This window comes from Geodermatophilus sp. DSM 45219 (genome assembly GCF_900104025.1).
GTDB lineage: Bacteria > Actinomycetota > Actinomycetes > Mycobacteriales > Geodermatophilaceae > Geodermatophilus.
On the sequence record NZ_FNIQ01000004.1, the window covers coordinates 523,496 to 549,347 of the forward strand.

Sequence of the window (25,852 nt, forward strand, 5' to 3'; positions counted from 1 at the left end):
GTGAGACGCCGACTGCTCGCCGTCCTCGCGGCGCTGCTCCTCGCCGCCACCGGCGCCGTGGTCCTGCTGGCCTACGTGCGCGGTGCCGACGCCCGCGCCCTGGCCGGGGTGCAGACCGTGGCCGTCCTCGTGGTCGACCAGCCGGTCGCCGAGGGGACGCCGGGAGAGGACCTGGCCGGCCTGGTCCGCACCGAGCAGGTGCCGGTCAAGGCCGCCGTCCCGGGCGGGGTCACCGACCTCGACGCGCTGGCCGGGCAGGTCGCCACCGTCGACCTCCAGCCGGGCGAGCAGCTGCTGGCCGCCCGCTTCGCCGCACCGGACGACCTCGGGGTGCCCGGCACGGTCGCCCCACCCGAGGGGGCGTCGGAGGTGAGCATCCTGCTCGAGCCGCAGCGCGCGGTCGGCGGCCGGCTCGCGGCCGGGGACACCGTCGGCGTGCACGTCTCCCTCGAGGGGCAGACGCACGTCGTCCTCAACCGCGTCCTGGTCACCCAGGTCCAGGGCGCGCCGGCGCCGGCCGAGGGCGAGGGGACGGAGACCGCGTCCTCCGGCGGGGCGGCGCCCACGAACAGCCTCATGGTCACCCTCGGGCTGCGCCCCGAGCAGACCGAGGCCGTCGTCTTCGGCATGGAGCACGGCACGGTCTGGCTCTCCCTCGAGCCCGAGGGTGTCGACCTCGAGGGCACCGAGGTCCTCACCCCCGGGAACATCTACGAGAAGGACTTCTCATGAGTCGTGTGGTGCTCGGCGCAGCCGACGAGGAGCTCGTCCTGCGCGTCAAGGAGGCGACCGAGGGCGACGTGCACGTGCTGCCGGCCGGCCGGCTGCCCGCCGACCCGGCGCGGCTGTTCGAGCAGCTGGTGGACGGCGAGCTGCCCGACGTCCTGCTGATCGGCCCGGGGGCGGCGCCGGACGCGGTGCTCACCCTCGCCTCCCGGCTCGACGTGCAGAGCCCCGGGATCACCGTGGTGCTCATGGCCGAGGCCTCTCCGCAGATGTGGCAGGCGGCGATGCGCTCCGGCATCCGCGACCTGCTCTCGCCCAACGCCGACGTCCTCACCATCCGGGAGGCCGTCGAGCGGGCCGGTGCCGCCGCGGCCGGACGGCGGCGGGTGCTGCGCCCGGTCGAGGAGACCGCCCGCTACACCGGCCGGGTGATCACGGTGGCCTCGCCGAAGGGCGGCGTCGGCAAGACCACCGTCTCGACCAACCTGGCGATCGGGCTGACCGCGGCCGCACCCCAGTCGACGGTGCTGGTCGACCTCGACGTCCAGTTCGGCGACGTCGCCTCCGCCCTCGGCCTGGTCCCCGAGTACGCGCTGCCCGACGTCGCCCACGGCCCGGCGGCCGAGGACACGATGGTCCTCAAGACGTTCCTCACCCAGCACCCCAGCGGCCTGTACGCGGTGTGCGGCGCGGAGTCCCCGGCCGCCGGGGACACGGTGACCGCCGCCGACGTCACGCGGCTGCTGACCTCGCTGGCCCGCGAGTTCCGCTACGTCGTCGTCGACACCGCGCCGGGGCTGTCGGAGCAGACGCTCGCCGCCCTCGACCGCGCCACCGACGTGGTCATGGTGACCAGCATGGACGTCCCCGGCGTCCGCGGGCTGCGCAAGGAGCTCGACGTGCTCCGCGAGCTATGCATGATCCCGGCCGGCCGGCACGTGGTCATGAACCTCGCCGACGCCAAGGGCGGGCTCTCGGTGCGCGACGTCGAGACGGCGATCGGCACCGGTGTGGACGTCGTCGTCCCGCGCTCGGCCGCCGTGCCGGTGTCGACCAACCAGGGGGTGCCGATCGTCGCCGGCGGCCGCAAGGACCCGGCGGCCAAGGAGCTGCGCCGCCTGGTGTCCCGGTTCGCCGCCACCCCGATCGTGCGACCGGGCCGGTACCGGGCCAAGCACCGGGCGGCGTCGTGAACCTCTCCTCGCGCCTCGCCGTCGCCCAGGGGCGGCACTCCGCCCCGGAGACCCCAGCGCCGACGCCGGTCCCGGTGCCCCGGCCGGTCCCCCCGGTGGCCGGCACGCCACCCACCGACGCGCTGGCCAAGCTCAAGGACCGGGTCGCCAAGGCGCTGTTCGAGCGCATGGGCAACCGGATGAACGACCCCTCGCTGTCCGAGGAGGCGCTGCGCACGATCGTGCTCGGCGAGCTCGACGAGGTGGTCGAGGAGGAGCGGGTCCCGCTCTCGACCGAGGAGCGGGCGCGGCTGACCGCCGAGCTGGCCGACGACGTCCTCGGCTACGGCCCGCTGCAGCGGCTGCTCGACGACCCGACCGTCACCGAGATCATGTGCAACGGCCCGGACGCGGTCTACGTCGAGCAGGAGGGCCGGCTGGTCCGCACCGGCGCGCGGTTCACCTCCGAGGAGCACCTGCGCCGGGTCATCGACCGGATCGTGTCGAAGGTGGGACGGCGGATCGACGAGTCCTCGCCGCTGGTCGACGCGCGCCTGGCCGATGGCTCCCGGGTCAACGCGATCATCCCGCCGCTGGCCTTCAGCGGGTCGACGCTGACCATCCGCAAGTTCGCCAAGGACCCGTTCGGCGTCGACGACCTGATCGGCTTCGGCACCCTGTCGCCGGAGATGGCCGAGCTGCTGCGCGCCTGCGTCGAGGCCCGGCTGAACATCATCGTCTCCGGCGGCACCGGCACGGGGAAGACGACGCTGCTCAACGTGCTGTCCTCGTTCATCCCGGACGGCGAGCGGATCGTCACCATCGAGGACGCCGTCGAGCTGCAGCTGCAGCAGGACCACGTCGTCCGGCTGGAGTCGCGCCCGCCCAACATCGAGGGCCGCGGCGCGATCACCATCCGCGACCTGGTGCGCAACTCGCTGCGGATGCGCCCCGACCGGATCGTGGTCGGGGAGTGCCGCGGCGGGGAGTCGCTGGACATGCTGCAGGCGATGAACACCGGCCACGACGGCTCGCTGTCGACGGTGCACGCCAACTCCCCGCGCGACGCGATCGCCCGGCTGGAGACCCTGGTGCTGATGGCCGGCATGGACCTGCCGCTGCGCGCCATCCGCGAGCAGATCGCCTCGGCCGTGGACGTCGTCGTCCAGCTGACCCGGCTGCGCGACGGCACCCGCCGGGTCACCCACGTGACCGAGGTGCAGGGCATGGAGGGCGAGACGGTCACCCTGCAGGACGCGTTCCTGTTCGACTACTCCGCCGGCGTCGACGCCGCCGGCCGGTTCCTCGGCAAGCCGGTGCCCACCGGTGTGCGGCCGCGGTTCACCGACCGCTTCGACGAGCTCGGCATCAAGGTCTCGCCGCGGGTCTTCGGGACCGTCGAGCCGCGGCGGGGGTGGGCCTGATGCTGCTCGCCGCCGGGCTGCTCGCGGTGACCGGCGCGCTGCTGCTGCTCGCGTTCGTCGTCCTCCCGGCCGGGCCGCGGCGGGTGCCGCTGTCCCGCCTGGACCCCACGGTGGCGCCACCGGCGTCCGCGCTCGCCGGGGCCTCGGCCGCGGCCGGCGCCGCGGTGGAGCGGGTGCTGGCCCGGCGCGGGCTGGTGGCCCGCGGTGCGGCCGCACTGGAGCGGGCCGGGGTGGCGATGGCCCTGCCGGACGTCGTCCTGCTGGTCGGCCTGGCCGCCGTCGTCCTCGGCGCGCTCGGCTTCCTGCTCGGCGGGGTGCTGCTCGCCCTGCCGCTCGCGGCGCTGGCCCCGCTGGGCACCAAGGTGCTGCTCGGGCTGAGGCGCGGACGGCGGCAGGTGGCCTTCGCCGACCAGCTCGACGACTCGCTGCAGCTGATGGCCTCGAGCCTCCGGGCGGGGCACAGCCTGCTGCGCGCGGTGGACGCGGTCTCCACGGAGGCCGCCTCGCCCACGTCGGAGGAGTTCGCCCGCATCGTCAACGAGACCCGGGTGGGCCGCGACCTCGGCGACGCCCTCGAGGAGGTGGCCGAGCGGACCGCCAGCGACGACTTCCGCTGGGTCGCCCAGGCGATCGGCATCCACCGCGAGGTCGGCGGCAACCTGGCCGAGGTGCTGGACACCGTCGGGCACACCATCCGGGAGCGCAACGCGATCCGCCGGCAGGTCAAGGCGCTGTCGGCCGAGGGCAAGCTGTCGGCGGTCGTGCTGATGAGCCTGCCGTTCGGCATCGTCGGGTTCCTGTCCGTGACCAACCCCGCCTACCTCGCCGGCTTCACCGAGGGCCTCGCCGGCTACCTGATGATCGCGACGGTCGTCGTGCTGCTCACGGTCGGCGGGCTGTGGCTCAAGAAGACCGTGGCGATCCGGTTCTGATGGTCCCCGCCCCCGTGCTCGCGGCCGCGCTGGCCGTCGCCCTCGCCGTCCCGCTGCTGGGCTGGGCCCTGCTCGCCCGCCCGCAGGACGCCGCCGCCCGGGCCCGGGCCAACCTCACCCGCGGCCTGGAGCTGCCGGGTGCGGCCACCGCCCGCTCGCGGCCGCGGCTGCTGCCGCGGCTGGCCCGCGCCCTGACCCCCGCCGGCACCGTGGCCCGGCTCAACCGGCTGGCCGGCGCCGCGGGCCGCCCCGCGGAGTGGCCGGTGCCCCGGCTGGTGGCCGCCAAGCTGGTGCTCGCGGTCGTCGCCGCGGCACTCGGCCTCCTGGTGGTGGCGGCGAGGCCCGGTCCGCTGACCGTGCTGATGGCCGTCGTCGTCACCGGCGTGACCTACGTCGTCCCCGAGCTGCTGCTCCACTCGCGCGGGCAGGAGCGGCAGCAGGCGATCGCCCTCGAGCTCGCCGACACCCTGGACCAGATGACCATCGCGGTGGAGGCCGGGCTCGGCTTCGAGGCGGCGATGGCCCGGGCCGGGCGCAACGGCCGGGGCCCGCTGGCCGAGGAGCTGGTGCGCACACTGCAGGACATCGCCGTCGGCCAGCCCCGCCGGGAGGCCTACCTGGCGCTGGCCGAGCGGGCCGCGGTGACCGACCTGCGCCGGTTCATCCGCGCGGTGGTGCAGGCCGACGCGTACGGCGTCTCGATCGCCGACGTGCTGCGCACCCAGGCGGCGGAGATGCGGCTCAAGCGGCGCCAGCGGGCCGAGGAGAAGGCGATGCAGATCCCGGTGAAGGTGATCTTCCCGCTGATCCTGTGCATCCTCCCGACGCTGTTCATCGTGCTGCTGGGCCCCGCCGTCCTGGACATCGCGGCCGCCTTCAGCGGGGAGTGAGCCCGGGCGAGATCGCCGAGCCCACCGAGCCATGCGAACTCGTGGCCATCAGGCGCTGATGGCCACGAGTTCGCATGACTCGGGATCGGGGACCCGCGAGCGCGCGTCTGATCGTGGCCACCACCCACGCAGGTCGGCCCACCAGGTCGGCGGAGGTGAAGCGCAGCACCACCCAGCCGGCGAGCACCAGACGGTTCTGCCGGCGGAGGTCGTCGACGAAGACGCGGCGCTCGCGGTGTCCGTCGCCGTCGAACTCGATCAGCACCCTGCGCTCCGGCCAGGCCAGGTCCACGCGGCCGAGAAACTCCCCGTGCCCTCCGCGGACGACGTGCTGGAGCACCGGCGGCGGCAGCGCGGCCTCGTGGACGATCCAGCGCAGCACCGACTCCATCGGGGAGCCGGCCAGCGGGTCGGCCACCGCCAGGACCTCGCGAGCGGTGCGGACGCCGCGCTGTCCCCGCGACGCGTCGAGCACCCGCTGGAACGCCTCGGGCGGGTACCCGCGCGCGAGCATCTGGTCGGTCACGGCCAACAGCGCAGCGGCCGGCAGCCGGGCGGCGAGGTCCCGCCACGTGCGTCCGGGTGAGGTCAGGGCGACGCCACCGCGCCGGGCGACCTGCCACTCCGGCAGGACCGCGCAGTGCACCTGGCGGTCGGCACGCGACCGGATGCGCGTCGCGGGGGGAACCGTGAGGTGCACACGCCCGTCGTCCCGCACCAGTGGGATCTGCAGCCCCCACGACCAGGCCGCTGTCCGGTGGCTGATCACCGCCGAGGGTGGAGCGCCCAGGAGGACGGCCGTGACGCGGGTGCCGACGTCGTCCGCCGTCGTGGCGGGCAGATAGGTGTTCCGGGAGCTGCGGACGACCTCGAGGTGCCGCAGCTGCCAGTCGGTCACCCCGTCGGCGCGGGCGCCCGCCCTGTCGGTCGGTCGGGTGACGCGGGGTGGGACGGGCGGCGTGGGCACCTGCGGACCATGCCGCGGGACGGCGTCATCCCGCTGACGTCGTCCACAGGGGCACCGAGTCATGCGAACTCGGGGCGATCAGGCGCTGACGGCCACGAGTTCGCATGACTCGGCGACTCGGCGGGTCGGCGGCTCGGCGGGGGGCCAGCTGCCTCAGCGGGGCTGGGCCGGGTTGGTCGGGTCGCCCTGGGACGGCGGGTTGATCTTCGGGCCGGTCGTCGCCTCGGACGCCTTCGACCCGCCCGCGGCGTGCACCGGGTCGTCGGCGGCCGCGGCTGCGGGGTCGCCGCCGGAGGGCTGGGCGCCCTCGCGCAGCGCGGTGAGGCGGTTCTCCATGATCGTCACCACCTGCAGCCGGTCGGCGTGCGCGCGCTCGTACTCCAGCAGCGTCTGCAGGCCGGTGGCGTCCAGGGTGCGGATCCGCGACGCCAGCCCCTCCACGGGGAGGTGGTCGTAGTCGGGCAGCGGCAGTCGGTCGTGCTCGGTCATGGCCGACCGCCTACCCCCGGCCCGCCCGGTCGACACCGGGTGTGAGGGCACGGGGGGTGGGTAGGCGGCGGAGGCGGGACAGGCCGCGGTTGCGGGCCCCGCCGACGAACCCCCAGCGATCGAGGAGTGGTCCCACCCCCATGGACGTGTCCTTCCTGGCGCCGGTCTTCAGCGCCGCCGGGCCCTACGCCACGGTGTGCGCCGACGTCACGCACACCACCGAGAACGCCGACACCGAGCTGGACCTGCGGGTCCGCGCCATCGCCGAGGAACTGACCGGGCAGGGCGCGCCGGAGGCGGTCGTCGAGGCCGTCCGCGGCCGCCTGCTCGAGGGCAACGAGGGTGGGGACGCCGGGAGGCTGCGCGGTCGCGCCCTGGTCGTGGCCGCCGACGGCTCCGTCGTCCTCGACGAGGTGCTCGCCGACGTCCCGCGCGACCCGGTCGTCACCTGGTCCCCGCAACCGGACGTGCTGCCGGTGCTGCGGCAGCTCGCTGCGCGGGTGCCGCACGTCGTCGTCGTCACCGACCGGGTCGGCGCCGACCTCTCGGTCGCCTCGATGGCCGGCCGGCCGGGGGAGGAGGAGCAGGTCGAGGGCGACACCTTCCACATGCGGAAGGTGAAGGTCGGCGGCTGGGCGCACAACACCTACATGCACACCGCCGAGAACCAGTGGGAGGAGAACGCGGGCCGGGTCGCCGAGGAGATCGCCTCGCTGGCCCGGCGGCTGCCGCTGCGGTTCGTCCTCGTGGCCGGTGACGTCCGGGCCCGGCAGATCCTCACCGACAAGGCCGACGGCGTCTGGAAGGACCTCGTCGTGACCATGGACGAGGGCGGCCGTGCGGCCGGCGCCGACCGCGAGGTGGTCGATCGGCGGGCCGCGGAGCTGGTCGCCGAGCACGAGGCCCACGAGGAGGCCGACGCGGTCGAGAAGATCCAGTCCGCCGCGGCGCACGGCCTGGCCGTGACCGGCACCGCGTCCGTCGTCGAGGCGCTGCGCAAGAGCCAGGTGGAGACCCTCGTGCTCGCCGACCGGCCGGACGACGGGGAACTGCTCGTCGGGCCCTCGCCGCTGCTGCTCGGCACCGAGCAGGGCGACATGGAGGCCCTCGGCGTCCAGGAGGTGCACCCGGTGCCCGCCGACCGGGCACTGCTCGCCGCGGCGGTGGCCAGCGACGCCGGCGTCGTCGTCGTCCCCCGGTCGGCGATGCCCGGGGACATCCCGGTCGCCGCGATCCTCCGCTACACCGACGACTCCACCCCCAAGGCCCAGTGAGGAGCCCCCTGATGTCCGATCCGCACCAGCCCGCCACCGCACCCGGCACGTCGACCGGTGACGTCGAGCGCCGCGCGGCGATCGCCGAGGCCCTCGGCAAGGAGGTCTGGCCGGCCGACCGTGACGCGCTCGTGGCCAAGGCCCAGGAGGGCAACGCCCCCGACCGCGTGCTGTCCGACCTGCGCCGGCTGCCGTCCGGTGAGCGGTTCGACAACGTGCAGGACGTCGCCCGCGCGCTGGGCCTCGGCACCGAGCAGCAGCGGTTCTGAGATGACCACGCACAAGGAGCCCAGCCCCGAGGCGCTGGCCAATGTCACCGAGCAGAACGTCGAGACCCGCTCGCACCCGGTGTTGCCGGAGGAGGAGCAGGCCATCGCCGACACCGGCCTGGAGGAGACGGCGGCCGAGCTGATCCTGGCCGAGTCCGAGGAGCGGACCCTCCACCCCGACCCGGACGACGCCCAGGGCGCGCACCGCACGTCCGCCGACACCGCGGACCTGCCCTGAGCACTCCGCACGAGCACGCCGTCCAGCTGCGCTGGTCGGACCCGGACTCCCTCGGTTGGAGGTCGATTACCTGCGCCAGCTGTACTACCGGGTGGGCGAGCGGCTCTGCGTGCGCAGCGCGGTGACGCGGCTGGGCACCAGGTCGTTCACCGTCCGGCAGGAGCTCGTGCAGGACGACGCGGTCGCCATCCGCGCGGACCTCGTCATGGTGCTGTTCGACTTCGCCGGCGACACCAGCCGGCCGATGTCCGACGCCGAGCGCACCCACTGGAGCCGGTTCCTGACGTGACCTCCTTCGCCGGGTTCGAGGAGCGGTGGGTCGACGGGGCGGACGGCGTCCGGCTGCGGGTGCGGGTCGGCGGCGAGGGCCCGCCCGTCGTCCTGCTGCACGGGCACCCGCGCACGCACACCACCTGGCACCGGGTTGCCCCGCTGCTGGCCGCGGCCGGGCACTCCGTCATCTGCCCGGACCTGCGCGGCTACGGCCGCTCGTCGAAGCCGCCGACCACCGAGAACCACGCGCCGTACTCGAAGCGCGCCATGGCCCGCGACGTGGTCGCGCTGATGCAAGGCCTCGGGCACGAGCGCTTCGCCGTCGTGGGCCACGACCGGGGCAGCTACGTCGCGCTGCGCACCGCCCTGGACCACCCCGGCGCCGTCACCCACCTCGCCGTCCTGGACTGCATCCCGATCGTGGAGCACCTCGACCGCGCCGACGCCCGTTTCGCCACCGCCTGGTGGCACTGGTTCTTCTTCGCCCAGCCCGACAAGCCGGAGCGGGCCATCGGCGCCGACCCCGACGCCTGGTACGGCGGTGACCCCGCCGTGATGGGGGAGGAGAACCACGCCGACTTCCGGGCCGCGGTGCACGACCCGGCCACCGTGCGGGCGATGCTCGAGGACTACCGGGCCGGGCTCGGTGTCGACCGGGCCGCCGAGGAGGCCGACCGGGCGGCGGGACGGCGGGTCACCTGCCCGACCCTGGTGCTCTGGTCGACCCGCGACGACCTGGAGGAGCTGCACGGCGACCCGCGGGCGATCTGGGCGGGGTGGACGAGCGACCTGCGCGGCGGCGGGCGCATCGACAGCGGTCACCACATGGCGGAGGAAGCCCCCGACGAGCTGGCGGCGGCCCTGGTCCCGTTCCTCGCGAGCTGATCAGGGGTAGGACGGCGGCATGCCGAAGACGACGAAGAGCGGGGACGCCAAGGCCGACGAGATCCCCAGCACCCTGCAGCGCTCGGAGGAGAAGGCGCAGCGCACCTTCGCCAAGGCCCACGACTCCGCGATGGACTCCTACGACGACGAGCAGCGCGCCAACCAGGTCGCCTGGTCCGCGGTCAAGCACACGCACGAGAAGGTCGGCGACCACTGGGAGCCGAAGGACCACAAGGGTCCCAGCGACGCCCAGGCCGAGGGCGGCCGGGACACGGACCGGGAGACCAAGGGTGGCGTCGACGCGAACGCCACCAAGGAGCACCTGATGGACGTCGCCAAGCGGTTGGACGTCTCCGGCCGCTCGACGATGACCAAGGACGAGCTGGTCGACGCCATCCAGAAGGCCAACGACCGCGAGACACGCAGGGCGCGGTCGTGAGCCGGACCGGACGACTCCCTCAGGCCGGTCTACCGGCGTCCTGCGTCTGACCGGGTCGCGCCAGAGGCCCCTCCGGCCCCTCTCCCGGCGGTTCGTCGCCGGTGGAGACCCTCAGGGACAGCAGCTCGCGCTGGGGGCGGAGAGTCACCGCAGCCCGGTCAGCCGGGTGGCCGGCGCGGGCCGGGCGAGCTGCTGATTCAGGCGATCAGGCGGCGCCCGTCGTCCTGACCCGAGCGCCTGTCCGTTGCCTTTCGCGCGCGAAAGGCACCCTCACGTGCTGGGGATGAGCAGCAGCTCGGTCTGCCGGTCGCCGAGATAGCGCACACCGTCGTCGGTGAGGGCGACGCCCTCCTCCAGCGCCATCCGCACCGGCTGGTCGCCCCACTCGGGCACCGGCACCCGGACGCACAGCTCGAGGGCGTAGACGGTGTCCGGGTGCAGCACCCGGTCACCGGCACCGGGGACGCCGCGCTGGTCGTCCCACAGCCCGATCGCCGGGCCCGCCCCGTGCCCGTGGACGCCGACGGGGTGCGAGTAGACGTCGCCGTCGATGCCCTCGGCCGCCGCCGCGCACCGGGCCGCGGTGAGGACCTGGTTGCCGGTCCGGCCGGGGACGAGCTCCGCCGTGGTGAGGTCCTGCATCCGGTTGCCGATGGACAGCGCGCGCCGCAGACCCGCCGGGGCCTCGGTCTCGCCGTGGCGGAGCACGTAGCCGTTGCGCTGGTTGTCGGTCTTGAGTCCGAGGCTGGACAGCCCGACGTCGCAGTGCACCAGGTCACCCGGCTCCACCGGCACGTCGTAGCGGACGGCGGGCAGCAGGGCGCCCTGCTCGCGCAGCGGGGGCACCCCCGCGCGCTGGACGTCGACCACCGGGTGGAACCACGGCTCGACGCCCAGGTCGGTCAGCCGCTGCCGGATCCACCAGGCCAGGTCGGTCGCGGTCGAGACCCCGGCGGTCAGGACGGCGGGGGAGAAGGCCTCCTCGACCACCTCGCGCGCCAGCCGGTTGAGCCCGTCGAGCGCGGCGATCTCCTCGGGCAGCCGGGTCTCCAGCCAGCCGACCGCCAGCTCCTCGGCCGACACCAGCCGGTCCGCCCACGGCCCCAGCGCCTCGGTGACCAGCCGGTGCTCGGTGTGCGAGAGCCCGTCGGCCAGGGCGAAGTCGGCGGAGACGTCGATGCCGATCCGGCGGGGCGCGGCCTGCTCGACGATCCGGCGCACCTCGGCCCACTGGGACCGCTCCGCGGTGAGCCGCCCGTCGCCGTCCGGGGACCAGGCCGGCAGGAACTGGCCGACCGGGTAGCGGGAGACCGCCGCCGCGGTGACGCCGTCGTCGCTGCGGTGCAGCGCCAGGATCGTGCGGCGGCGGGCCGACAGCCAGGTCGCCGGCAGCAGGGTGGCCAGCACCGGGTCCTCGTTGTACTCGCGGCCGACGACCAGCCACAGGTCGATGCCCGCGGCGTCCATCAGCCCGGGCAGCAGGTCGAGCAGCCGCTGGGTCAGCCACCGGTCGCGGACGTCGGCCTGCGCACGGAGCGGCAGCGGGACCGTCCGGGTCGGGTCCGGCGCGACGAGCGTCATGCGAACAGGGAAGCAGAGAACCGGCGTCCCCACCGGTCGAGCGGCCTCTCTCAGGCGGCGTCGTGGTCGGCCGGCGGGAGGCTGTCGGCGTGCCGCCCGGCGCGCTGCCGGGGCAGCACGGCGGCCACCCGGTTGCGGCCGGCCTGCTTGGCCTCGTACATGGCCGCGTCGGCGCGGTCGACCAACCGCCACATCGCGTCCCCGGCGTCCTCGCCGTCCACGGGGCGGGCCAGCGCGATGCCGATCGAGGCGGTCACCGAGTGGCCGTCGTCCGTGCGGCTGGAGGACACCGCCGTCCGCAGCCGCTCGGCCAGCTGGTGGGCCTCTGCCGGGTCGCTCACCAGGCCCAGCACGATCAGCTCCTCCCCGCCGATGCGGGCCAGCACGTCGCTGGGGCGCACGCCGGCCGACAGCGACGCCGCCACCGCGCGGAGGACGGCGTCCCCCGCGGCGTGCCCGTAGGCGTCGTTGAGCTGCTTGAAGTGGTCGAGGTCCAGCACCATCGCGGCCACCCGGGACCCCTCGCGCCGGGCCTGCCGCCACACCCGCGGGGCCTGCTCGACGAGGAAGCGCCGGTTGGACAGCCCGGTGAGCGGGTCCTGGTGGGACAGCGCCTGGGTGGCCTCCAGCAGCCGCTGCACCCGGCGGCGGAGCACGTAGACGCCGAAGGCGGCCGCGTTCAGCACGCCGGAGTTCACGCCCACCTGGACGGCGAGGCCCAGGGCGCTGTCGTAGCTGCCCCACATGGCCAGCAGGCAGGCCACCACGGTGGCCACCATGTTCACGCCCAGCATCACCGGGCCGAGGAACCAGGCGGCGACGAAGGCCGCGAACAGCAGCATCAGCGGTGTGGCGTACCGGACCGGGTCCTCGATGCACATCGCGACGACGACGTAGACCAGGTCGCCGAGCAGCACCAGGCCGAAGGTCTCCCACCTGCCGACCCGCCGGAAGAAGGCCAGCCACCCGCCCAGGGCCATGAGCAGCACCATCGTGGCGCCGTAGACCACGACCGGGGCGCCCTCACGGAGCACCCCGTCGACGAACAGGTTCACCAGGCCCATGGCGGCGCCCAGGAACAGCAGCCCGGCGAGGGTCAGGGCGGCCACGTGGCGCTCCACCCCGCGGCCGGCCGCCAGGTCGGCGGCCAGCGGCCGTGTGTCGGTGCCATTGCGTCCCCACCCGGTCACACCGGGCAGCATGCCGTACACAGCGCGTTCACAGGGAGCCCCGGAACGTCCTGGTCCCAGGCGTCCCAGTGGCCGGGACGGGTCGACGCCGCAGCGACCCGGTGCCAGGGTGACGGCCGTGTCCCATCCCGAACCGGGCCTGGTCGTCGTCCGCACCCTGGCCGAGCACCCGCTGGTCGACGCCGCCGGCGCGGCGCTGCGCATGGTCGCGCCCGGCTCGGAGACCGCCGGCCGGTTCGGCCTGGTCGAGTACCACCTGCAGCCGGGCGCTCCGGGGGCCCTGCCGCACTACCACCAGACCTTCTCCGAGTCGTTCTACGTGCTCTCCGGCGAGCTCACGCTGTACGCGGACGGCGCCTGGCGACCCTGCTCGGCGGGGGACTTCGCCCTGGTCCACGAGCGCGGGGTGCACGGCTTCCGCAACGACGGGGACGAGCCGGCGGCCTTCCTCATCCTCTTCACGCCCGGCATCGCGCGGGAGCAGTTCTTCGCCGAGACGGCCGAGCTGCGCCGCAGCGGGCGGACGCCCACGCCCGAGGAGATGACCGCCTTCTACGCCCGGCACGACCAGGTGATGGTCGACGTCTGAGCCTCAGCCCGTCCGACGCACCCGCACCCTGAGGTACCGGTCGGAGGAGAAGAGGCCCCGGACCGGGTCGTCGGGTGTGACCGTCACGGTCACCGAGCCGGCCGGCGGGACGTCGACCTCGACCGGAGGACTGCCGGTCCAGTCGATCCTCGCCTGCACGCTGTGCCGGCCTGCCGGGACGTCGAGGCGCAGGTCCTCGCCCCGACGGAGCCGCCCGGCCACCCGCCCGTCGACGAGCACCTCGTACCGCCGCAGCCGGTCCTGGTACCAGCCGGCGGGACGGGAGACGACGAGCGCGCCCGATCCGCTCGTGCCGGATGCCCCGCTGAGCGGCACGTCGTCGCGGCCCTGCCGGTCCTCCACGCGCCGACGCCCGGCGTCGCGACCCAGCAACAGGGTGGCCGGCACCAGCAGCACGGTCAGGACGAGGAACACGACGCTGAGGTCGTAGGTGCCCTCGTGCTCCCAGAAGGCGACCGCCATGACGAGCCCGAGAACCGCGCCCAGGACGCCGATGAGTCCGTAGCGGTGCACCCCGCTCCCCCCACCGCCTGAGCGCACGCCCGGAACCTACGGAGACGGGCGGTGGACGGCCAGGTCGTCCACCCGATCCGGCTACCCCGGAGGACCTGGCACCGAGCGGGAGGCGGCGGCGTTTGACCGTCCGGGAGTCGGCCTACCCCTACCGTGACGTGCGGGCGGACCGTGCGGAGGAGGGGACGACATGGCGCAGGGACCGTGGTTCTGGTGCCTCAAGCACAACACCGTCGAGGACCGGGACGGCTGCGCCGAACGGCACCGCCTCGGCCCCTACGAGACCCGTGCCGAGGCCGAGCACGCACTGCAGACGGTGGCCGAGCGCGAGCAGCGGCTCACCGAGGAGGACCGCCGCTGGCAGAACGAGTGAGGGAGGACCACCTTCCCCACGCCTCGCCGGCGCAGGCGGAGGTCCCCTGGAGGGTGACCGTCCCGGTCCGTCACCAGGGCATGATCGGCGGCGATGACGCCGGGCGGTCCGGCGCGCGGGAGGTGGGGCGTGAGCGACGTGCGCTCGGTGGAGGACCTGGTCGTGGGCGTGCTGGGCGGCACCGGTCCGCAGGGACGCGGGCTCGCCGTCCGCCTGGCCGCGGCCGGTCAGCGGGTGCTGCTGGGCTCGCGCGACGCCGAGCGGGCCGGTGAGGTGGCCGCGCAGGTCGCCGAGCGCGCCGGCGCCGCGGCCGACGGTGGCGAGGTGTCGGTGACCGGCGGCTCCAACGTGGACGTCGCCGGTGCGGCCGACCTGGTGATCGTCGCCGTCCCCTACGCCGGGCACGCCGACACCCTGGCCGGGCTGGCCACCCCGCTGGCGGGCAAGGTCGTCGTCGACTGCGTCGTCCCCATGGCCTTCGACGAGCTGGGCGCCTACGTGCTCGACGTCCCCGAGGGCTCGGCGGCCCAGCAGGCCGCCGCGCTGCTGCCCGACTCGCACGTGGTCGGCGCCTTCCACCACCTGTCGGCGCGCCTGCTGGAGGACCTCTCCAAGCCCACCCTGGACGGCGACGTGATGGTGGTCGGGGACGTCCGCGAGGCCACCGACACCGTGCAGGCCCTCGCCGGGCGGCTCCCGGGCATGCGCGGCATCTACGCCGGGCGGCTGCGCAACGCCCGCCAGGTGGAGGCGCTGACCATCAACCTGGTGTCGGTCAACCGCCGGTACAAGGCGCACGCCGGCATCCGCGTCACCGACGTCTGAGCTGGCTCATCGCCGGCGTTCCTCGTGCCGTGCCGGTACTGCAGGCCCGGCAGTCCGCGAGGAGCGCCGGCAGTGCGGGCTCACCGGCCGGCGACCGCTGCCAGGTGCGGGACGAGCTCGACCGGGGGCGGCATGGCGGCCATCTCGGCGGCGACCTCGCCGGCCGAGGTCCGGAGCGCCGGGTCGGACACCAGCCGGTCCAGCAGGGCGCGGTTGACGTCGCCGAGGTCGGCCGCCAGGCCCGCGCCGCGCGCGGCCACGAGGTCGGCGTTCACCCGGCGGTCGCCCGCGCCGCGGACGACGAGCTGCGGCAGCCCGGCCGCGAGCGCGGTCAGCACGGTGCCGGCGCCGCCGTGGTGGACCACGCCCGCGGCGGCCGGGAACACCTCGGGGAACGGCAGCCAGTCCGTCGTCCGCACGCCGGGCGGCAGCGGGCGGCGGGTCACCCAGCGGTCGGGGCGGACCAGCACGACGTCGAGGTCGCTGCCGGCCGCCGCGGCGACGACCGTGGTCATGAGCCGGTCGCGGCGCGGGTCGGCCACGGTGCTGCGGCTGACCAGCAGCCGCGGACGCTCGCCGGGTTGGGCGTAGGCGGGGTCGAAGGGGCGGTCCGGGGCCTCGGGAACGAACCGCATCGGCCGGCCCGAGCGGGGGCCGACCAGGCTCGGGGGCGCGGTGCTCAGCACCTCCGCCGGCGCCGGGAGGTCCGCAAGGCCACGGGCGGGTCGGTAGGTGGCGCCGGCCGCGGCGAGCAGCTCCCGCGCGTCGAAGAGGTTGCCCTCGACCAGCACCGCCGGGACGCCGTGGCGCGCGGCGACCTCCGCGCCGGCCACCGCCAGCGGCTCGTGGACGACGAGGTCGGGACGCACCCGGTCGGCGTGCGCGAGGACCCCGTCGGCCATCCGGACGCCCACCGCACCGAAGAGGAGCCCCACGCCGCGGGTGCCGCCGCGGCCGGCCATGTCGCGGCGGGCCAGGCGCGGGTGGCGCGCCATGACCCGCAGGAACAGCGGCCCGGTCCGCAGGTCCGGGGCGACGTCGGTGGGGTCCAGCTCCGGCGGGCAGACACCGAGGCCGTCACCGGAGGTCGCGACGGTCACAGCGTGCCCGGCGTCCCGCAGCGCCCGGGCGAGCGGGACGAGCGGGAGGACGTGCCCGGTGAGGGGCGAGGCGACGACGAGGACGCGCACCCGCCCAGCCTGGTCCGTCGGGCCGCCCGCGTCACCCAGCGGAGGCGCGCCGCGGTCAGCCGGCCAGCAGGGCGATGCCCACGAGCACCGCGACCACGGTGAGGACGACGGCCACCTCGAGCAGGGTGCGGTGCCGGTCCCACCACGGCATCTCGTAGACCCGGCGCCACGCCAGCTCGCCGGGGGTGAGGTCGTCGTCGAGGACGGTCACGGGGACCGCGCTGGCGTGGGCGATCTCGCGCAACCAGTCGAGGCCCCAGGGCTCGCCCGACAGGCGGAGCAGGGGCCGGCGGCGGTCGTCGAGGAGGAGGAGCAGGCCGGTCGGCGGGTCGCCGCGCTCGTGGAAGCCGGGCATCAGCAGCGCGCTGGCGATGTCGCCGCGGGGGACGCTGCGCGTGCGGCCGGTCAGGCCGCGCCGCTGCACGGCGGAGTCGCTCACCCGCACCCGCCCGACGGCGAGCCAGGCCGCGCGCTGCAGGGCGACCAGCAGGACGGCGGCGAGGAGCGCGAGGACGAGTCCAGGACCGCCGCCCGCGGCACTGACGACGAGCGCGGCCAGCGCGAGGAGGGGGCCGATCAGTCGCCCCGGGGAGCGCAGGGCCCGTCGGCAGGTGCCGAGCGAGGGGCGGAACTCCTGCCGGCCTCCGACTGGGCGCGGCTCGGTCACGGCTGCGGACGGTAGGCGGCCGGTCGTCGTCCGCACCACCGGCGTCACCGGCCCGAGTGAGCAGGTGCGGTCGGCCGCGGCGGCGTGTCCGTGCGTGTCGGCGACCGCAACTGCGCACTCGGCGGCGCGGCTACTCGAAGGAGTGCTCGGGGCCCGGGAAGACGCCGGTGCGCACCTCGTCGGCGTACTCCCGCGCCGCCCGCAGCAGCTCGCCGCGGAGGTCGGCGTACTTCTTCACGAAGCGCGGCACCCGGCCGGTGGTCAGCCCGGCCATGTCCGGCCAGACGAGCACCTGCGCGTCGCAGTCGACGCCGGCCCCGATGCCGATGGTCGGGATGGCCAGCTCCTTGGTCACCTGCGCCGCGATCTCGGCGGGCACCATCTCCAGGACGACGGCGAACGCGCCGGACTCCTGGGCGGAGTGCGCGTCGGCCAGCAGCTGGTCGGCCCCCGCGCCCCGGCCCTGCACCCGGTAGCCGCCGAGGGCGTGCTCGCTCTGCGGCGTGAACCCGATGTGCGCCATGACCGGGATGCCGTTCTCGGTCAGCATCCGGGTCTGCGCGGCGACCCGCACGCCTCCCTCGAGCTTGACCGCCTGCGCGCCGCCCTCCTTCATCATCCGGACGGCGGTGGCGAACGCCTGCTGCGGCGATCCCTCGTAGCTGCCGAAGGGCAGGTCGGCCACGATCAGCGCCCGCTTGGTCGAGCGGGTGACCGCCTTGGTCATCCCCAGGATGTCCTCGACGGTGACCGGCACGGTGGAGGTGTGCCCGAGGACGACGTTGCCCGAGGAGTCGCCCACCAGCATCACCGGGATGCCGGCCTCCTCGAAGACGGCGGCGCTGAGCGTGTCGTAGGCGGTGAGCATCGCCCACTTCTCGCCACGCTCCTTGGCCTGCTGCAGGTGGTGCACCCGCACCCGGACGGTGGACTTCCCGCCGTAGAGAACCGGTTCGCTCATGCTTCCTCCTCGCTGGCGCCCGTCGGCAGCACGAGCGACGCTGCTCTGCCCTCTGACGACCTCGCGAGCTCGGTCATCGGTGTGATGCCGCTCCCTCGCGGACGGTCGGCAGCGTCTCCCGCCACCGGTTGGTGACGGGCAGCCGCCTGTCGCGTCCGAACGCCTTCAGGCTGATCTTCGTTCCCGGTGCCGACTGCCGGCGCTTGAACTCCGCCGCGTCGACGAGCCGGAGCACGCGCGCCACCACCTCGGGGTCGTGGCCCCGCTCGAGCAGCTCGGCCATCCCGAGGTCGCGGTCGACGTAGTCGGCGACCACCGCGTCGAGCTCCTCGTAGGAGGGCAGCGAGTCGGTGTCCACCTGGCCGGGCGCGAGCTCCGCGGACGGCGGCTTCTCGATCGAGTTGGCCGGGATCGGCTCGGTCTCGCCGCGCCCCCGCGCGTACTCGTTCCGCCACCGGGCCAGGGCCCACACCAGCGTCTTCGGCACGTCCTTGATCGGTGCGAACCCGCCCGCCGAGTCGCCGTAGAGCGTCGAGTAGCCGACGGCGATCTCGCTCTTGTTCCCCGTGGTGAGCAGCAGGTGCCCGTGCTGGTTGGACAGCCCCATCAGCAGCGTGCCGCGGACCCGGGCCTGCAGGTTCTCCGCGGCCACCCCGGTGAGCTCCACCGACGAGTGGTAGGCGTCGACCATCGGCGCGATCGGGACGACGGTGTAGTGCAGCCCGGTCCGGTCCGCGAGGTCCTCGGCGTCGGCCAGGGAGTGCTCGCTGGACCACTTCGACGGCAGGCCCACGCCGTACACCCGGTCGGCGCCCAGCGCGTCGACGGCCAGCGCCGCGCAGACGGCCGAGTCGATGCCGCCGGACAGGCCCAGCACCACCGAGGGCATGCCGTTCTTGTCGATGAAGTCGCGCAGGCCCAGGACCAGGGCCCGCCACACCTCCTCGTGGTCGTCCAGCGGCTCGGCCACCGACGCCGGTCGCGGCTCGAACGCCGGCACCGGCTCCTCGGACAGCACGTGCCGGGTGACCGTCATCGGCCCGATCCGGCCCGCGCGCCGCTCGGGCACGGCCGACGGGTCGATCCGCAGGTCCACGCACATCAGGTGCTCGACGAACTGCGGCGCCCGGCCGAGCAGCTCGCCGTCCGCGGCGACGGCCAGCGAGTCGCCGTCGAAGACCAGCTCGTCCTGGCCGCCCACCTGGTTGCAGTAGACGACGGTGGCCCGCGCCTCGGCGGCCCGCCGGCGGACCAGCGGCAGCCGCAGGTCGTCCTTGGCCCGCTCGTACGGCGAGGCGTTGGGGGAGACGACCAGGTCCACGCCGGCCTGCCCGGCCACCCCGCACGGCCCGCCCTCGACCCAGAGGTCCTCGCAGACGGTCAGCGCGACGTCCACGCCGTGCAGCCGCACGACCGGCAGCTCGGTGCCCGGCACGAAGTAGCGCGCCTCGTCGAAGACGCCGTAGTTGGGCAGGTGCCGCTTGTGGTAGCGGACGACCACCTCGCCGCCGTGCAGCAGGGCCGCGGCGTTGCGGGGCGCGCCGCGCCGCGGGTTGGCGTCGGCCGGCCGGTCGTCGTCCCCGGGCATCGACTCGGCCGGCGCCGGGCCGGGGCCCTCCGTGTGCGCCAGGTAGCCGACGACGACGGCGGTGCCGCCCAGACCCCGCTCGGCGAGGTCGGCAGCCAGGTCGACGAGCGCGGTCTCGCTGGCGCGGGCGAAGGACTCGCGGAGCACGAGGTCCTCGGCGGGGTACCCGGTCAGGGTCATCTCGGGGAAGACGACGACGTGGGCACCGGCCGCGGCCGCGTCGGCCGTCCAGCGGGTCACCAGCTCGGCGTTGCCGGTGATGTCGCCGACGCGGGTGTCGACCTGGGCCAGGGCCACTCTGAGCTGCACGGGTTCGCTCACGCGCCCATCCTCGTCGCCGCACGTGGTCCCCGGCCAGACGGGGGCTGGCCCGGTGATCACGCAGCCCCTAGCCTCGGCCGCATGACCCTCCGCTCGACCCTGCGACGGTCGGCGGCGGGCGCCTACGCCGTGATCGGCGTCGTCGCCGCGCTCGCGCCCGCCCGGGTGCCGGGCGTCTTCGGCGGTACCGCCGGCACGCCGGAGGCCCGCACCGAGGTCCGCGCGGTGTACGCGGGCATCCCGCTGGCCCTCGCGGGCTCTCTCGCGGCGGCGTCGGGCTCGGCACCGGGGGACGACGCCGTCCTGCGCACGGTGGGCGCCGCGAGTGCCGGGATGGCCGCGGCCCGGCTCGCGGGGTGCGTGGCCGAGCGCCGGCTCGCCCCCTGGCCGACCGGCGCCTACCTCGTCCTGGAGGCCGCGCTGGCCGTGGCGCTCGGCGTGGCCACCCGGGCCGGGACGGCCCGTGGCCCCCTGCAGGGTCCCACCGCGAGCCTGTGAGCGGTGGGGGGCAGGGGGTCTTCTTCAGCCGGCGGACACCGGCGGGGCCGTCGGACGCGGGACGGGCAGCCCGTCGACCCCGGCCGGCGTCCCGGCCTCGGACGCCGGGGGAGTGGCGTGCTCCAGGAAGCGGAGCAGCTCGACCGGGAACGGCAGGACGACCGTCGAGTTCTTCTCCGCGGCCACCTCGACCATGGTCTGCAGCAGGCGCAGCTGCAGCGCGGCCGGCTGGGTGGCCATCACCGAGGCGGCCTGCGCCAGCTTCTGCGAGGCCTGCAGCTCGCCCTCGGCGGTGATCACCCGGGAGCGGCGTTCCCGCTCCGCCTCGGCCTGACGGGACATCGAGCGCTTCATCGAGTCCGGGAGCGCGACGTCCTTGATGTCGACGCGGTCGATGTGCACGCCCCAGTCGACCGCGGGGCTGTCCATCATCAGCTCCAGGCCCTGGTTGAGCCGCTCGCGGTTGGACAGCAGGTCGTCGAGCTCGCTCTTGCCGATGACCGACCGCAGGGACGCCTGGGCGACCTGGCCGATCGCGGCCTGGTAGTTCTGCACGTCCACGACCACCCGGACCGGGTCGTAGACCCGCCAGTAGACGACGGCGTCGACCTTCACGGTGACGTTGTCGCGGGTGATCCCCTCCTGCGCCGGCACCGGCATGGTGACGATCTGCATGTTGACCTTGTGCATCCGGTCGATGCCCGGCGCGATGAGGGCCAGGCCGGGCGGGCGGGCGTCGCCGTGCAGCCGGCCGAAGCGCAGGACCACCCCCCGCTGGTACTGGGTCACCACCCGGACGCTCGCGCTCACGAGCACCAGCAGCCCGAGGACCGCGACGACGAGCAGTGCGAGAACGACGTCCATCTCGCCCTCCGCCAACGGCGCCGCGGCCGGACGCGGGATCGTGCCCGTGGCCGCGTCGCCCTCGTGATGGCGATCACATGCTAGATCCACGCGGGCTGCCCGGGGCGCCCCGCGGCAACGGCGCGGGGTGCCGGCCCGGGCGTGCGCTGGTGTCGTCGTGCGCCGGACGTCCCCGCGGCGCGCAGCGCCGCAGCCGGCCGGGGCGCTGCGCGGCTACCCGGAGGCCCACCGGTGGGCCGCCGGTGGTGACGATCCGGTCCCGCGGGGGACCACGGCGACCGGGCCCGCAGCCACGTCGATGACGGCGCGGCCCACCGAGCCGAACAGGGTGGCGAGCCCTCCCCTCGACCCCCGTGAACCGACGACGACGAGTGCGGCGTCGGCTGAGCCGGTCACCAGGGCCGACACCGGATCGCGGCGCACCACCTCGGTGGTGACCGGCACGTCCGGGTACAGCTCGCGCCACCGCGCGACGGCGCCGTCCACGAGCGCGTGCGCCCCGGACTCGGTGGTCACGAGCGGAGCGGTCACGGCCTCCAGGTCCGCAGGGCAGTCGGCGGTCCAGGCGTGGACGGCGGTGACGGGGATGCCGCGCCGCGCGGCGGCCCGGAAGGCGAAGCCGATGGCGGCGTCGGAGTGCTCCAGGCCGTCGATCCCCACGACGACGCGAGGGGGGAGGCGGTCCGCGCCCGCGTCGCGCGACGGGTGCACCACCGTCACGGGGCAGCAGGCGGACGTCGCCACCCGCAGGTGGAGCGGCGCCTGCACGAGGCCGTGCCTCCGCGCCCGGCGTCGGGCGCCCAGCACGAGCAGGTGGGCGCCCCGGCTCTCGCGGAGCAGGACCCGGTGGGGGGAGCCCCGGACGACGCTCGCGGAGGCACGGACCCCCGGGGCGACCGACCGGACCCGTGCCAGTGCGACATCGAGGAGCTGCGCGGCGGCCGCCTGCTGTGCGGACAGGCAATCGGCGGTGAGGGCCACGCCGAACGGATCCACCACCGCCATCGGCAGGTGGTACGCGTGCACGATCCGCAACGGGCGTCTCTGGCCGGCTGCTTCCGCGGCTGCCCAGTCGAGGGCCGACGCACCACTGCCGTCGGCGCCCACGCCGACGACGACGGGAGCGGACAGCCGCTGGAGCCGGGTCACGGCAGGGAGGACGGCGCGGGTGAAGGCCTCGTCCGCCAGCAGTGCCGACTCGAGCTCGTGCACGGTCCGACGTTCGGAGTCACTGAGCACGAGCGTCTCCTCGAGGCGATCCGCACCGGCGGATGCATCGTAACGCGATACTCCGACCTGGAAAACCGCTTCTCGAGCGGTGGTCCCGTGGTCGAATGGGGCGTGGTCCCGGAGGACGACGCACCGGCCGGTGCGCCACTGACCAAGCAGGAGTTCGAGGCGCTGGCGCGCTTCCGGTTCGGGATCCGCCGCTACCTGCGCTTCAGCGAGGAGACCGTGCGGCGGCACGGGCTGACTCCGCAGCAGTACCAGCTGCTCCTCGCGCTCAAGGGCTTCCCCGACCGGGAGTGGGCCACGGTCCGGGAGCTGGCCGAGCGCCTGCAGCTGCGCCATCACAGCGTCGTCGAGCTGGTCGACCGGGCCCAGGGCCAGGATCTCGTCGCACGGGCGGCCAATCCCGATGACGCCCGCTCCGTCCGGATCCTGCTGACCGCGCAGGGCGAGGAGGTGCTGGGTCGGCTCAGCGCCCTGCACCGGGACGAGCTGCGCCGTCTCGACACGACGCTGACCCCGCCGAACTGGGGCGACGTCCCCGCGGCCGACTCCGGGACTGTTTGAACAACGCTCGTTGGTTCTAGAATCGTTGCGTGGATCCCCGCGTGGCCCAGGTCGCCGCCGTCGCCGCGCTGGCCGAGCCCACCCGGCGCCGGCTGTACGACCACGTCGTCCGCCAGCCGGAGCCGGTCGGGCGGGACGAGGTGGCTGCCGCCCTGGGCGTCCCCCGGGCGACGGTGGCCTTCCACCTCGACCGGCTCGTGGCCGACGGCCTGCTCGACGTGCACTACCAGCGCCGGACCGGGCGGAGCGGCCCGGGCGCCGGGCGTCCCGCGAAGCTCTACCGGCGGTCGGAGTGCTCGGTGGCCGTCTCGCTGCCGGAGCGCCACTACGACCTGGCCGGTGAGCTCCTCGCCGAGGCCGTGACCGAGGCCGAGCGATCGGGCGAGCGGCCGGCGGCCGTCCTGCACCGGCGCGCCTACGGACGAGGGCGGGAGCTCGGGGTCGCCGTCGACGGGGCCGGGGGCCGGGAGGCCGTGCTGCGCGTGCTGGAGGCCCACGGGTACGAGCCGCGGATCGGGGAGGGCGGCGTCGCCCTCGCCAACTGCCCGTTCCACGACCTGGCGCGCGGGCGCACCGAGCTGGTCTGCGGCATGAACCTGCGGCTCCTCGAGGGCCTGCTGGACGGCGTCGGGTTCAGCGGTCTGACCGCCCGTCTGCAGCCCGCCCCCGGTGCCTGCTGCGTGCGCATGGACGGCGGCGATCCGTCTCCCGGGAGCGGTGCGCCGGACGGTTGACAGGCCTGTGGTCCAGGTCTCTACTGGTAATCAGCTTTGCTTTTAGAGGAGGTCGGCATGGCCACCCACCTGACCCACCCCTCCGCCGACCCCGGCCGGCAGGCGCTCCTCCTGCGGACCGGCTCCGCCGTCGCGCCGATCGCCTCCGGCCTGGACGAGTGCGCGGACGTGCTGACCGGCTGGCCGGGCCACGCGCCGTCCCACGGCGCCCGGGACCGGTCGTGACCGCGCCCGAGCCGGCGGACCCGGCCGCCCCCGTGGACCGTCCCCCGGCCCTCCGGGTCGTCCGGGAGAGCAGGGCGGTGGACCTGCCCGCGACCGAGCAGGCGGTCGACCAGCTCCTGCGGGCGCTGGGCCGCGACCCGGCTGATCCGCACCTGGCCGAGACGCCTCGGCGGGTCGCCTCCGCCTACGCCGAGCTGCTGTCGGCTCCGCAGTTCGACCTGACCACCTTCCCCGACGAGGAGGGCTACGACGAGCTGGTCATCGCCCGGGGGATCCCGCTGCAGTCCCTGTGCGAGCACCACCTGCTGCCCTTCTCCGGGGTGGCCCACGTCGGCTACCTGCCGGGAGAGCGGATCCTCGGCCTGTCGAAGCTCGCCCGGGTCCTCGAGCTGTTCGCCCGCGACCTGCAGGTCCAGGAGCGGCTGACCCAGCAGGTGGCCGACTGGCTGCAGGAGCACCTCGCGCCGCGCAGGGTCGGTGTGGTCGTCGAGGCCGAGCACCTGTGCATGTCCCTGCGCGGGGTGCGGGCCACCGGCACCCGCACCGTCACCTCCGCGCTGCACGGCGTGCTGCGTTCGGACGTGCGCTCCCGGGCCGAGTTCTTCGCGCTCACCGGAACCACCTGACCCGTCCCGAGGGGAGACCCCGTGCCCATCCAGGATCCGTTCGTCGTCGTCGGTGCCGGACTGGCCGGCGCCAAGGCCGCCGAGACGCTGCGGGAGGAGGGGTTCGACGGGCCGGTCGTGCTCGTCGGCGCAGAACCCGAGCGGCCCTACGAGCGGCCGCCGCTGTCCAAGCAGTACCTGCTCGACCGCGCCGGCCGCGACAGTGCGTTCGTCCACGACGCCGGGTGGTACGCCGACCAGGACGTCGAGCTGCGCACCGGCGTCCGGGCCACCCGGCTGGACCCGGCCGCGCACCGGCTGACCCTGGACACGGGGGAGGAGATCGCCTACGCGCGGCTGCTGCTGGCCACCGGGGCCTCGGCCCGACGGCTCCCGGTGCCCGGCGCCGAGCTCGACGGCGTCCGGTACCTGCGCACCCTGGCCGACGCCGACCGGTTGAAGGCCGACCTCGCCGACGGCGGACGGCAGCTCGTGATCGTGGGTGCGGGCTGGATCGGGCTCGAGGTCGCGGCTGCCGCCCGCTCCCACGGCAACGCGGTGACCGTCGTCGAACCGCAACCCACGCCGCTGCACGCGGTGCTGGGTCAGCAGATGGGGGAGGTCTTCGCCCGCCTGCACCGGCAGCACGGCGTCGACGTGTTCACCGACACGACCGTGCGCGAGATCCGCGGAGCCGACGGCCGGGCCGCCTCGGTGGTGACCGACCGGCACGCGGGGCTGCCCGCCGACCTGGTCGTCGTCGGCATCGGTGCCGTACCGCACACCCACCTGGCGGCGTCGGCGGGCCTGGAGGTCGACAACGGTGTGGTCACCGACCACGCGCTGCGGACCTCCGCGCCGGACGTGTTCGCCGCAGGTGACGTGGCGGCGTCCTTCCGCCCGCTCTACGGCCGGCACGTCCGCGTCGAGCACTGGGCCAACGCGCTGCACGGCGGTCCGGCCGCGGCGCGGTCCATGCTCGGGCAGGACGTCGTCTTCGACCGGGTCCCCTACTTCTTCACCGACCAGTACGAGCTCGGCATGGAGTACTCGGGGCTCGCCGGTCCCGGCGACACGGTCGTCTGCCGCGGGGACCCCGACCGCGGGCCGTTCATCGCCTTCTGGATGGCCGACGGTCGCGTGACCGCCGGCATGAACGTGGACGTCTGGGACGTCACCGCGCCCATCCAGCAGCTGATCCGGTCGCGGCGGCAGGTCCAGCCGGCCAGGCTCGCCGACCCGGACACCCCGCTGGAGCTGCTCGCGGGATAGGCCCCGGGCGTGCCGGGGTGCCGTCGTTCCCGCGCAGGAGGCAGGCTGGAGGCGACGTCA

31 protein-coding genes are annotated in these 25,852 nt (G+C 75.1%); 20 read left to right on the forward strand and 11 right to left on the reverse strand.

Features of this window, described 5'->3' with window-relative positions; translation table 11 throughout:
• From BLR12_RS15425 to BLR12_RS15445, 5 genes are read left to right on the forward strand one after another with little or no spacing between them, the layout of a single operon-like run.
• On the forward strand, window positions 1–732 hold the full coding sequence (locus BLR12_RS15425) for a Flp pilus assembly protein CpaB (protein WP_091379715.1): 732 nt from the start codon (window positions 1–3) through the stop codon (window positions 730–732).
• The gene (locus BLR12_RS15430) at window positions 729–1,919 is read left to right on the forward strand and encodes an AAA family ATPase (protein ID WP_091379717.1); all 1,191 of its coding nucleotides are present in this window, start codon (window positions 729–731) and stop codon (window positions 1,917–1,919) included. The genes BLR12_RS15425 and BLR12_RS15430 overlap by 4 nt, the downstream gene beginning before the upstream one ends.
• Entirely contained in the window at window positions 1,916–3,322 is a 1,407-nt protein-coding gene (locus BLR12_RS15435) for a CpaF family protein (protein WP_091379720.1), read from the forward strand. Before BLR12_RS15430 ends, BLR12_RS15435 begins: the two co-directional genes overlap by 4 nt.
• A complete protein-coding gene (locus BLR12_RS15440) occupies window positions 3,322–4,254 on the forward strand; it encodes a type II secretion system F family protein (protein ID WP_091380058.1) in 933 nt (310 codons plus the stop codon). Before BLR12_RS15435 ends, BLR12_RS15440 begins: the two co-directional genes overlap by 1 nt.
• Window positions 4,254–5,144 (forward strand): type II secretion system F family protein, encoded by an 891-nt coding sequence (locus tag BLR12_RS15445; protein ID WP_091379723.1) that lies wholly within the window; start codon window positions 4,254–4,256, stop codon window positions 5,142–5,144. Before BLR12_RS15440 ends, BLR12_RS15445 begins: the two co-directional genes overlap by 1 nt.
• Here BLR12_RS15445 and BLR12_RS15450 read toward each other — a convergent pair.
• Together BLR12_RS15450 and BLR12_RS15455 are read right to left on the reverse strand one after the other, a co-directional pair.
• Window positions 5,131–6,111 carry an endonuclease domain-containing protein gene (locus tag BLR12_RS15450; protein WP_176832538.1) on the reverse strand — a complete coding sequence of 327 codons (981 nt, stop codon included), beginning with the start codon at window positions 6,109–6,111 and terminating at the stop codon, window positions 5,131–5,133. The genes BLR12_RS15445 and BLR12_RS15450 overlap by 14 nt on opposite strands.
• Window positions 6,112–6,264: 153 nt before the next feature.
• Window positions 6,265–6,600 (reverse strand): DUF8129 domain-containing protein, encoded by a 336-nt coding sequence (locus tag BLR12_RS15455; protein ID WP_091379727.1) that lies wholly within the window; start codon window positions 6,598–6,600, stop codon window positions 6,265–6,267.
• Window positions 6,601–6,740: 140 nt separating this feature from the next.
• Here BLR12_RS15455 and BLR12_RS15460 point away from each other — a divergent pair, with 140 nt between their 5' ends.
• The 6 genes from BLR12_RS15460 to BLR12_RS15485 are packed head-to-tail and all read left to right on the forward strand — an operon-like array spanning window position 6,741 to window position 9,978.
• Window positions 6,741–7,874 carry a baeRF2 domain-containing protein gene (locus BLR12_RS15460; RefSeq protein ID WP_091379730.1) on the forward strand — a complete coding sequence of 378 codons (1,134 nt, stop codon included), beginning with the start codon at window positions 6,741–6,743 and terminating at the stop codon, window positions 7,872–7,874.
• 11 nt (window positions 7,875–7,885) lie between these two features.
• Complete coding sequence (locus tag BLR12_RS15465; protein WP_091379733.1) at window positions 7,886–8,143, forward strand: DUF2795 domain-containing protein; 258 nt, start codon at window positions 7,886–7,888, stop codon at window positions 8,141–8,143.
• A 1-nt stretch (window position 8,144) separates the two neighbouring features.
• A complete protein-coding gene (locus tag BLR12_RS15470; RefSeq protein ID WP_091379736.1) occupies window positions 8,145–8,381 on the forward strand; it encodes a hypothetical protein in 237 nt (78 codons plus the stop codon).
• 55 nt (window positions 8,382–8,436) lie between these two features.
• Window positions 8,437–8,670 (forward strand): acyl-CoA thioesterase, encoded by a 234-nt coding sequence (locus tag BLR12_RS15475; RefSeq protein WP_255363532.1) that lies wholly within the window; start codon window positions 8,437–8,439, stop codon window positions 8,668–8,670.
• Window positions 8,667–9,539 carry an alpha/beta fold hydrolase gene (locus BLR12_RS15480; protein ID WP_091379740.1) on the forward strand — a complete coding sequence of 291 codons (873 nt, stop codon included), beginning with the start codon at window positions 8,667–8,669 and terminating at the stop codon, window positions 9,537–9,539. The genes BLR12_RS15475 and BLR12_RS15480 overlap by 4 nt, the downstream gene beginning before the upstream one ends.
• 19 nt (window positions 9,540–9,558) lie before the next feature.
• On the forward strand, window positions 9,559–9,978 hold the full coding sequence (locus BLR12_RS15485) for a ChaB family protein (RefSeq protein ID WP_091379743.1): 420 nt from the start codon (window positions 9,559–9,561) through the stop codon (window positions 9,976–9,978).
• 270 nt (window positions 9,979–10,248) lie between these two features.
• On the opposite strand, the gene BLR12_RS15490 is transcribed toward BLR12_RS15485, so the two are convergent.
• On the reverse strand, window positions 10,249–11,559 hold the full coding sequence (locus tag BLR12_RS15490) for a M24 family metallopeptidase (RefSeq protein ID WP_091379744.1): 1,311 nt from the start codon (window positions 11,557–11,559) through the stop codon (window positions 10,249–10,251).
• A 50-nt stretch (window positions 11,560–11,609) separates the two neighbouring features.
• Window positions 11,610–12,749, reverse strand: coding sequence for a GGDEF domain-containing protein (locus BLR12_RS15495; RefSeq protein ID WP_255363533.1), 1,140 nt, complete (start codon window positions 12,747–12,749; stop codon window positions 11,610–11,612).
• Between the two features lie 118 nt (window positions 12,750–12,867).
• Here BLR12_RS15495 and BLR12_RS15500 point away from each other — a divergent pair, with 118 nt between their 5' ends.
• Window positions 12,868–13,338, forward strand: a complete 471-nt coding sequence (locus BLR12_RS15500; RefSeq protein ID WP_091380062.1) for a cupin domain-containing protein — start codon at window positions 12,868–12,870, stop codon at window positions 13,336–13,338.
• Window positions 13,339–13,341: 3 nt separating this feature from the next.
• Here BLR12_RS15500 and BLR12_RS15505 read toward each other — a convergent pair whose 3' ends face one another.
• Window positions 13,342–13,872: a hypothetical protein gene (locus tag BLR12_RS15505; RefSeq protein WP_091379747.1), complete on the reverse strand. Its 531-nt coding sequence runs from the start codon at window positions 13,870–13,872 to the stop codon at window positions 13,342–13,344.
• Window positions 13,873–14,062: 190 nt separating this feature from the next.
• On the opposite strand from BLR12_RS15505, the gene BLR12_RS15510 reads away from it, so the two are divergent.
• Together BLR12_RS15510 and npdG are read left to right on the forward strand one after the other, a co-directional pair.
• Window positions 14,063–14,245 carry a hypothetical protein gene (locus BLR12_RS15510; protein WP_091379749.1) on the forward strand — a complete coding sequence of 61 codons (183 nt, stop codon included), beginning with the start codon at window positions 14,063–14,065 and terminating at the stop codon, window positions 14,243–14,245.
• Window positions 14,246–14,374: 129 nt separating this feature from the next.
• Window positions 14,375–15,070 carry an NADPH-dependent F420 reductase gene (gene npdG / locus BLR12_RS15515; protein ID WP_091379752.1) on the forward strand — a complete coding sequence of 232 codons (696 nt, stop codon included), beginning with the start codon at window positions 14,375–14,377 and terminating at the stop codon, window positions 15,068–15,070.
• An 80-nt stretch (window positions 15,071–15,150) separates the two neighbouring features.
• On the opposite strand, the gene BLR12_RS15520 is transcribed toward npdG, so the two are convergent.
• The 4 genes from BLR12_RS15520 to BLR12_RS15535 form a co-directional block, all read right to left on the reverse strand.
• On the reverse strand, window positions 15,151–16,260 hold the full coding sequence (locus BLR12_RS15520; RefSeq protein ID WP_091379755.1) for a glycosyltransferase: 1,110 nt from the start codon (window positions 16,258–16,260) through the stop codon (window positions 15,151–15,153).
• Window positions 16,261–16,315: 55 nt separating this feature from the next.
• Window positions 16,316–16,927 (reverse strand): hypothetical protein, encoded by a 612-nt coding sequence (locus BLR12_RS15525; RefSeq protein WP_091379757.1) that lies wholly within the window; start codon window positions 16,925–16,927, stop codon window positions 16,316–16,318.
• A 130-nt stretch (window positions 16,928–17,057) separates the two neighbouring features.
• A complete protein-coding gene (gene panB / locus BLR12_RS15530; RefSeq protein WP_091379759.1) occupies window positions 17,058–17,888 on the reverse strand; it encodes a 3-methyl-2-oxobutanoate hydroxymethyltransferase in 831 nt (276 codons plus the stop codon).
• 73 nt (window positions 17,889–17,961) lie between these two features.
• Window positions 17,962–19,797: an NAD+ synthase gene (locus BLR12_RS15535; RefSeq protein ID WP_091379762.1), complete on the reverse strand. Its 1,836-nt coding sequence runs from the start codon at window positions 19,795–19,797 to the stop codon at window positions 17,962–17,964.
• 81 nt (window positions 19,798–19,878) lie between these two features.
• Here BLR12_RS15535 and BLR12_RS15540 point away from each other — a divergent pair, with 81 nt between their 5' ends.
• Window positions 19,879–20,295, forward strand: coding sequence for a DUF4345 family protein (locus tag BLR12_RS15540; RefSeq protein ID WP_091379764.1), 417 nt, complete (start codon window positions 19,879–19,881; stop codon window positions 20,293–20,295).
• Between the two features lie 24 nt (window positions 20,296–20,319).
• Here the strand turns inward: BLR12_RS15540 and BLR12_RS15545 are convergent, their stop codons facing one another.
• Entirely contained in the window at window positions 20,320–21,159 is an 840-nt protein-coding gene (locus BLR12_RS15545; RefSeq protein ID WP_091379767.1) for a slipin family protein, read from the reverse strand.
• A gap of 213 nt (window positions 21,160–21,372) precedes the next feature.
• Window positions 21,373–22,371 (reverse strand): universal stress protein, encoded by a 999-nt coding sequence (locus BLR12_RS15550; protein WP_176832540.1) that lies wholly within the window; start codon window positions 22,369–22,371, stop codon window positions 21,373–21,375.
• Between the two features lie 114 nt (window positions 22,372–22,485).
• Here BLR12_RS15550 and BLR12_RS24085 point away from each other — a divergent pair, with 114 nt between their 5' ends.
• From BLR12_RS24085 to BLR12_RS15565, 5 genes are read left to right on the forward strand one after another with little or no spacing between them, the layout of a single operon-like run.
• Window positions 22,486–22,956 carry a MarR family winged helix-turn-helix transcriptional regulator gene (locus tag BLR12_RS24085; protein ID WP_255363534.1) on the forward strand — a complete coding sequence of 157 codons (471 nt, stop codon included), beginning with the start codon at window positions 22,486–22,488 and terminating at the stop codon, window positions 22,954–22,956.
• Between the two features lie 29 nt (window positions 22,957–22,985).
• The gene (locus BLR12_RS15555; RefSeq protein WP_218120690.1) at window positions 22,986–23,690 is read left to right on the forward strand and encodes a helix-turn-helix transcriptional regulator; all 705 of its coding nucleotides are present in this window, start codon (window positions 22,986–22,988) and stop codon (window positions 23,688–23,690) included.
• Between the two features lie 57 nt (window positions 23,691–23,747).
• On the forward strand, window positions 23,748–23,915 hold the full coding sequence (locus BLR12_RS24615) for a hypothetical protein (protein ID WP_176832541.1): 168 nt from the start codon (window positions 23,748–23,750) through the stop codon (window positions 23,913–23,915).
• 32 nt (window positions 23,916–23,947) lie between these two features.
• Entirely contained in the window at window positions 23,948–24,541 is a 594-nt protein-coding gene (gene folE, locus BLR12_RS15560; RefSeq protein WP_091380066.1) for a GTP cyclohydrolase I FolE, read from the forward strand.
• 21 nt (window positions 24,542–24,562) lie between these two features.
• Complete coding sequence (locus BLR12_RS15565) at window positions 24,563–25,792, forward strand: NAD(P)/FAD-dependent oxidoreductase (protein ID WP_091379774.1); 1,230 nt, start codon at window positions 24,563–24,565, stop codon at window positions 25,790–25,792.
• The last annotated feature ends 60 nt before the right edge of the window (window positions 25,793–25,852 follow it).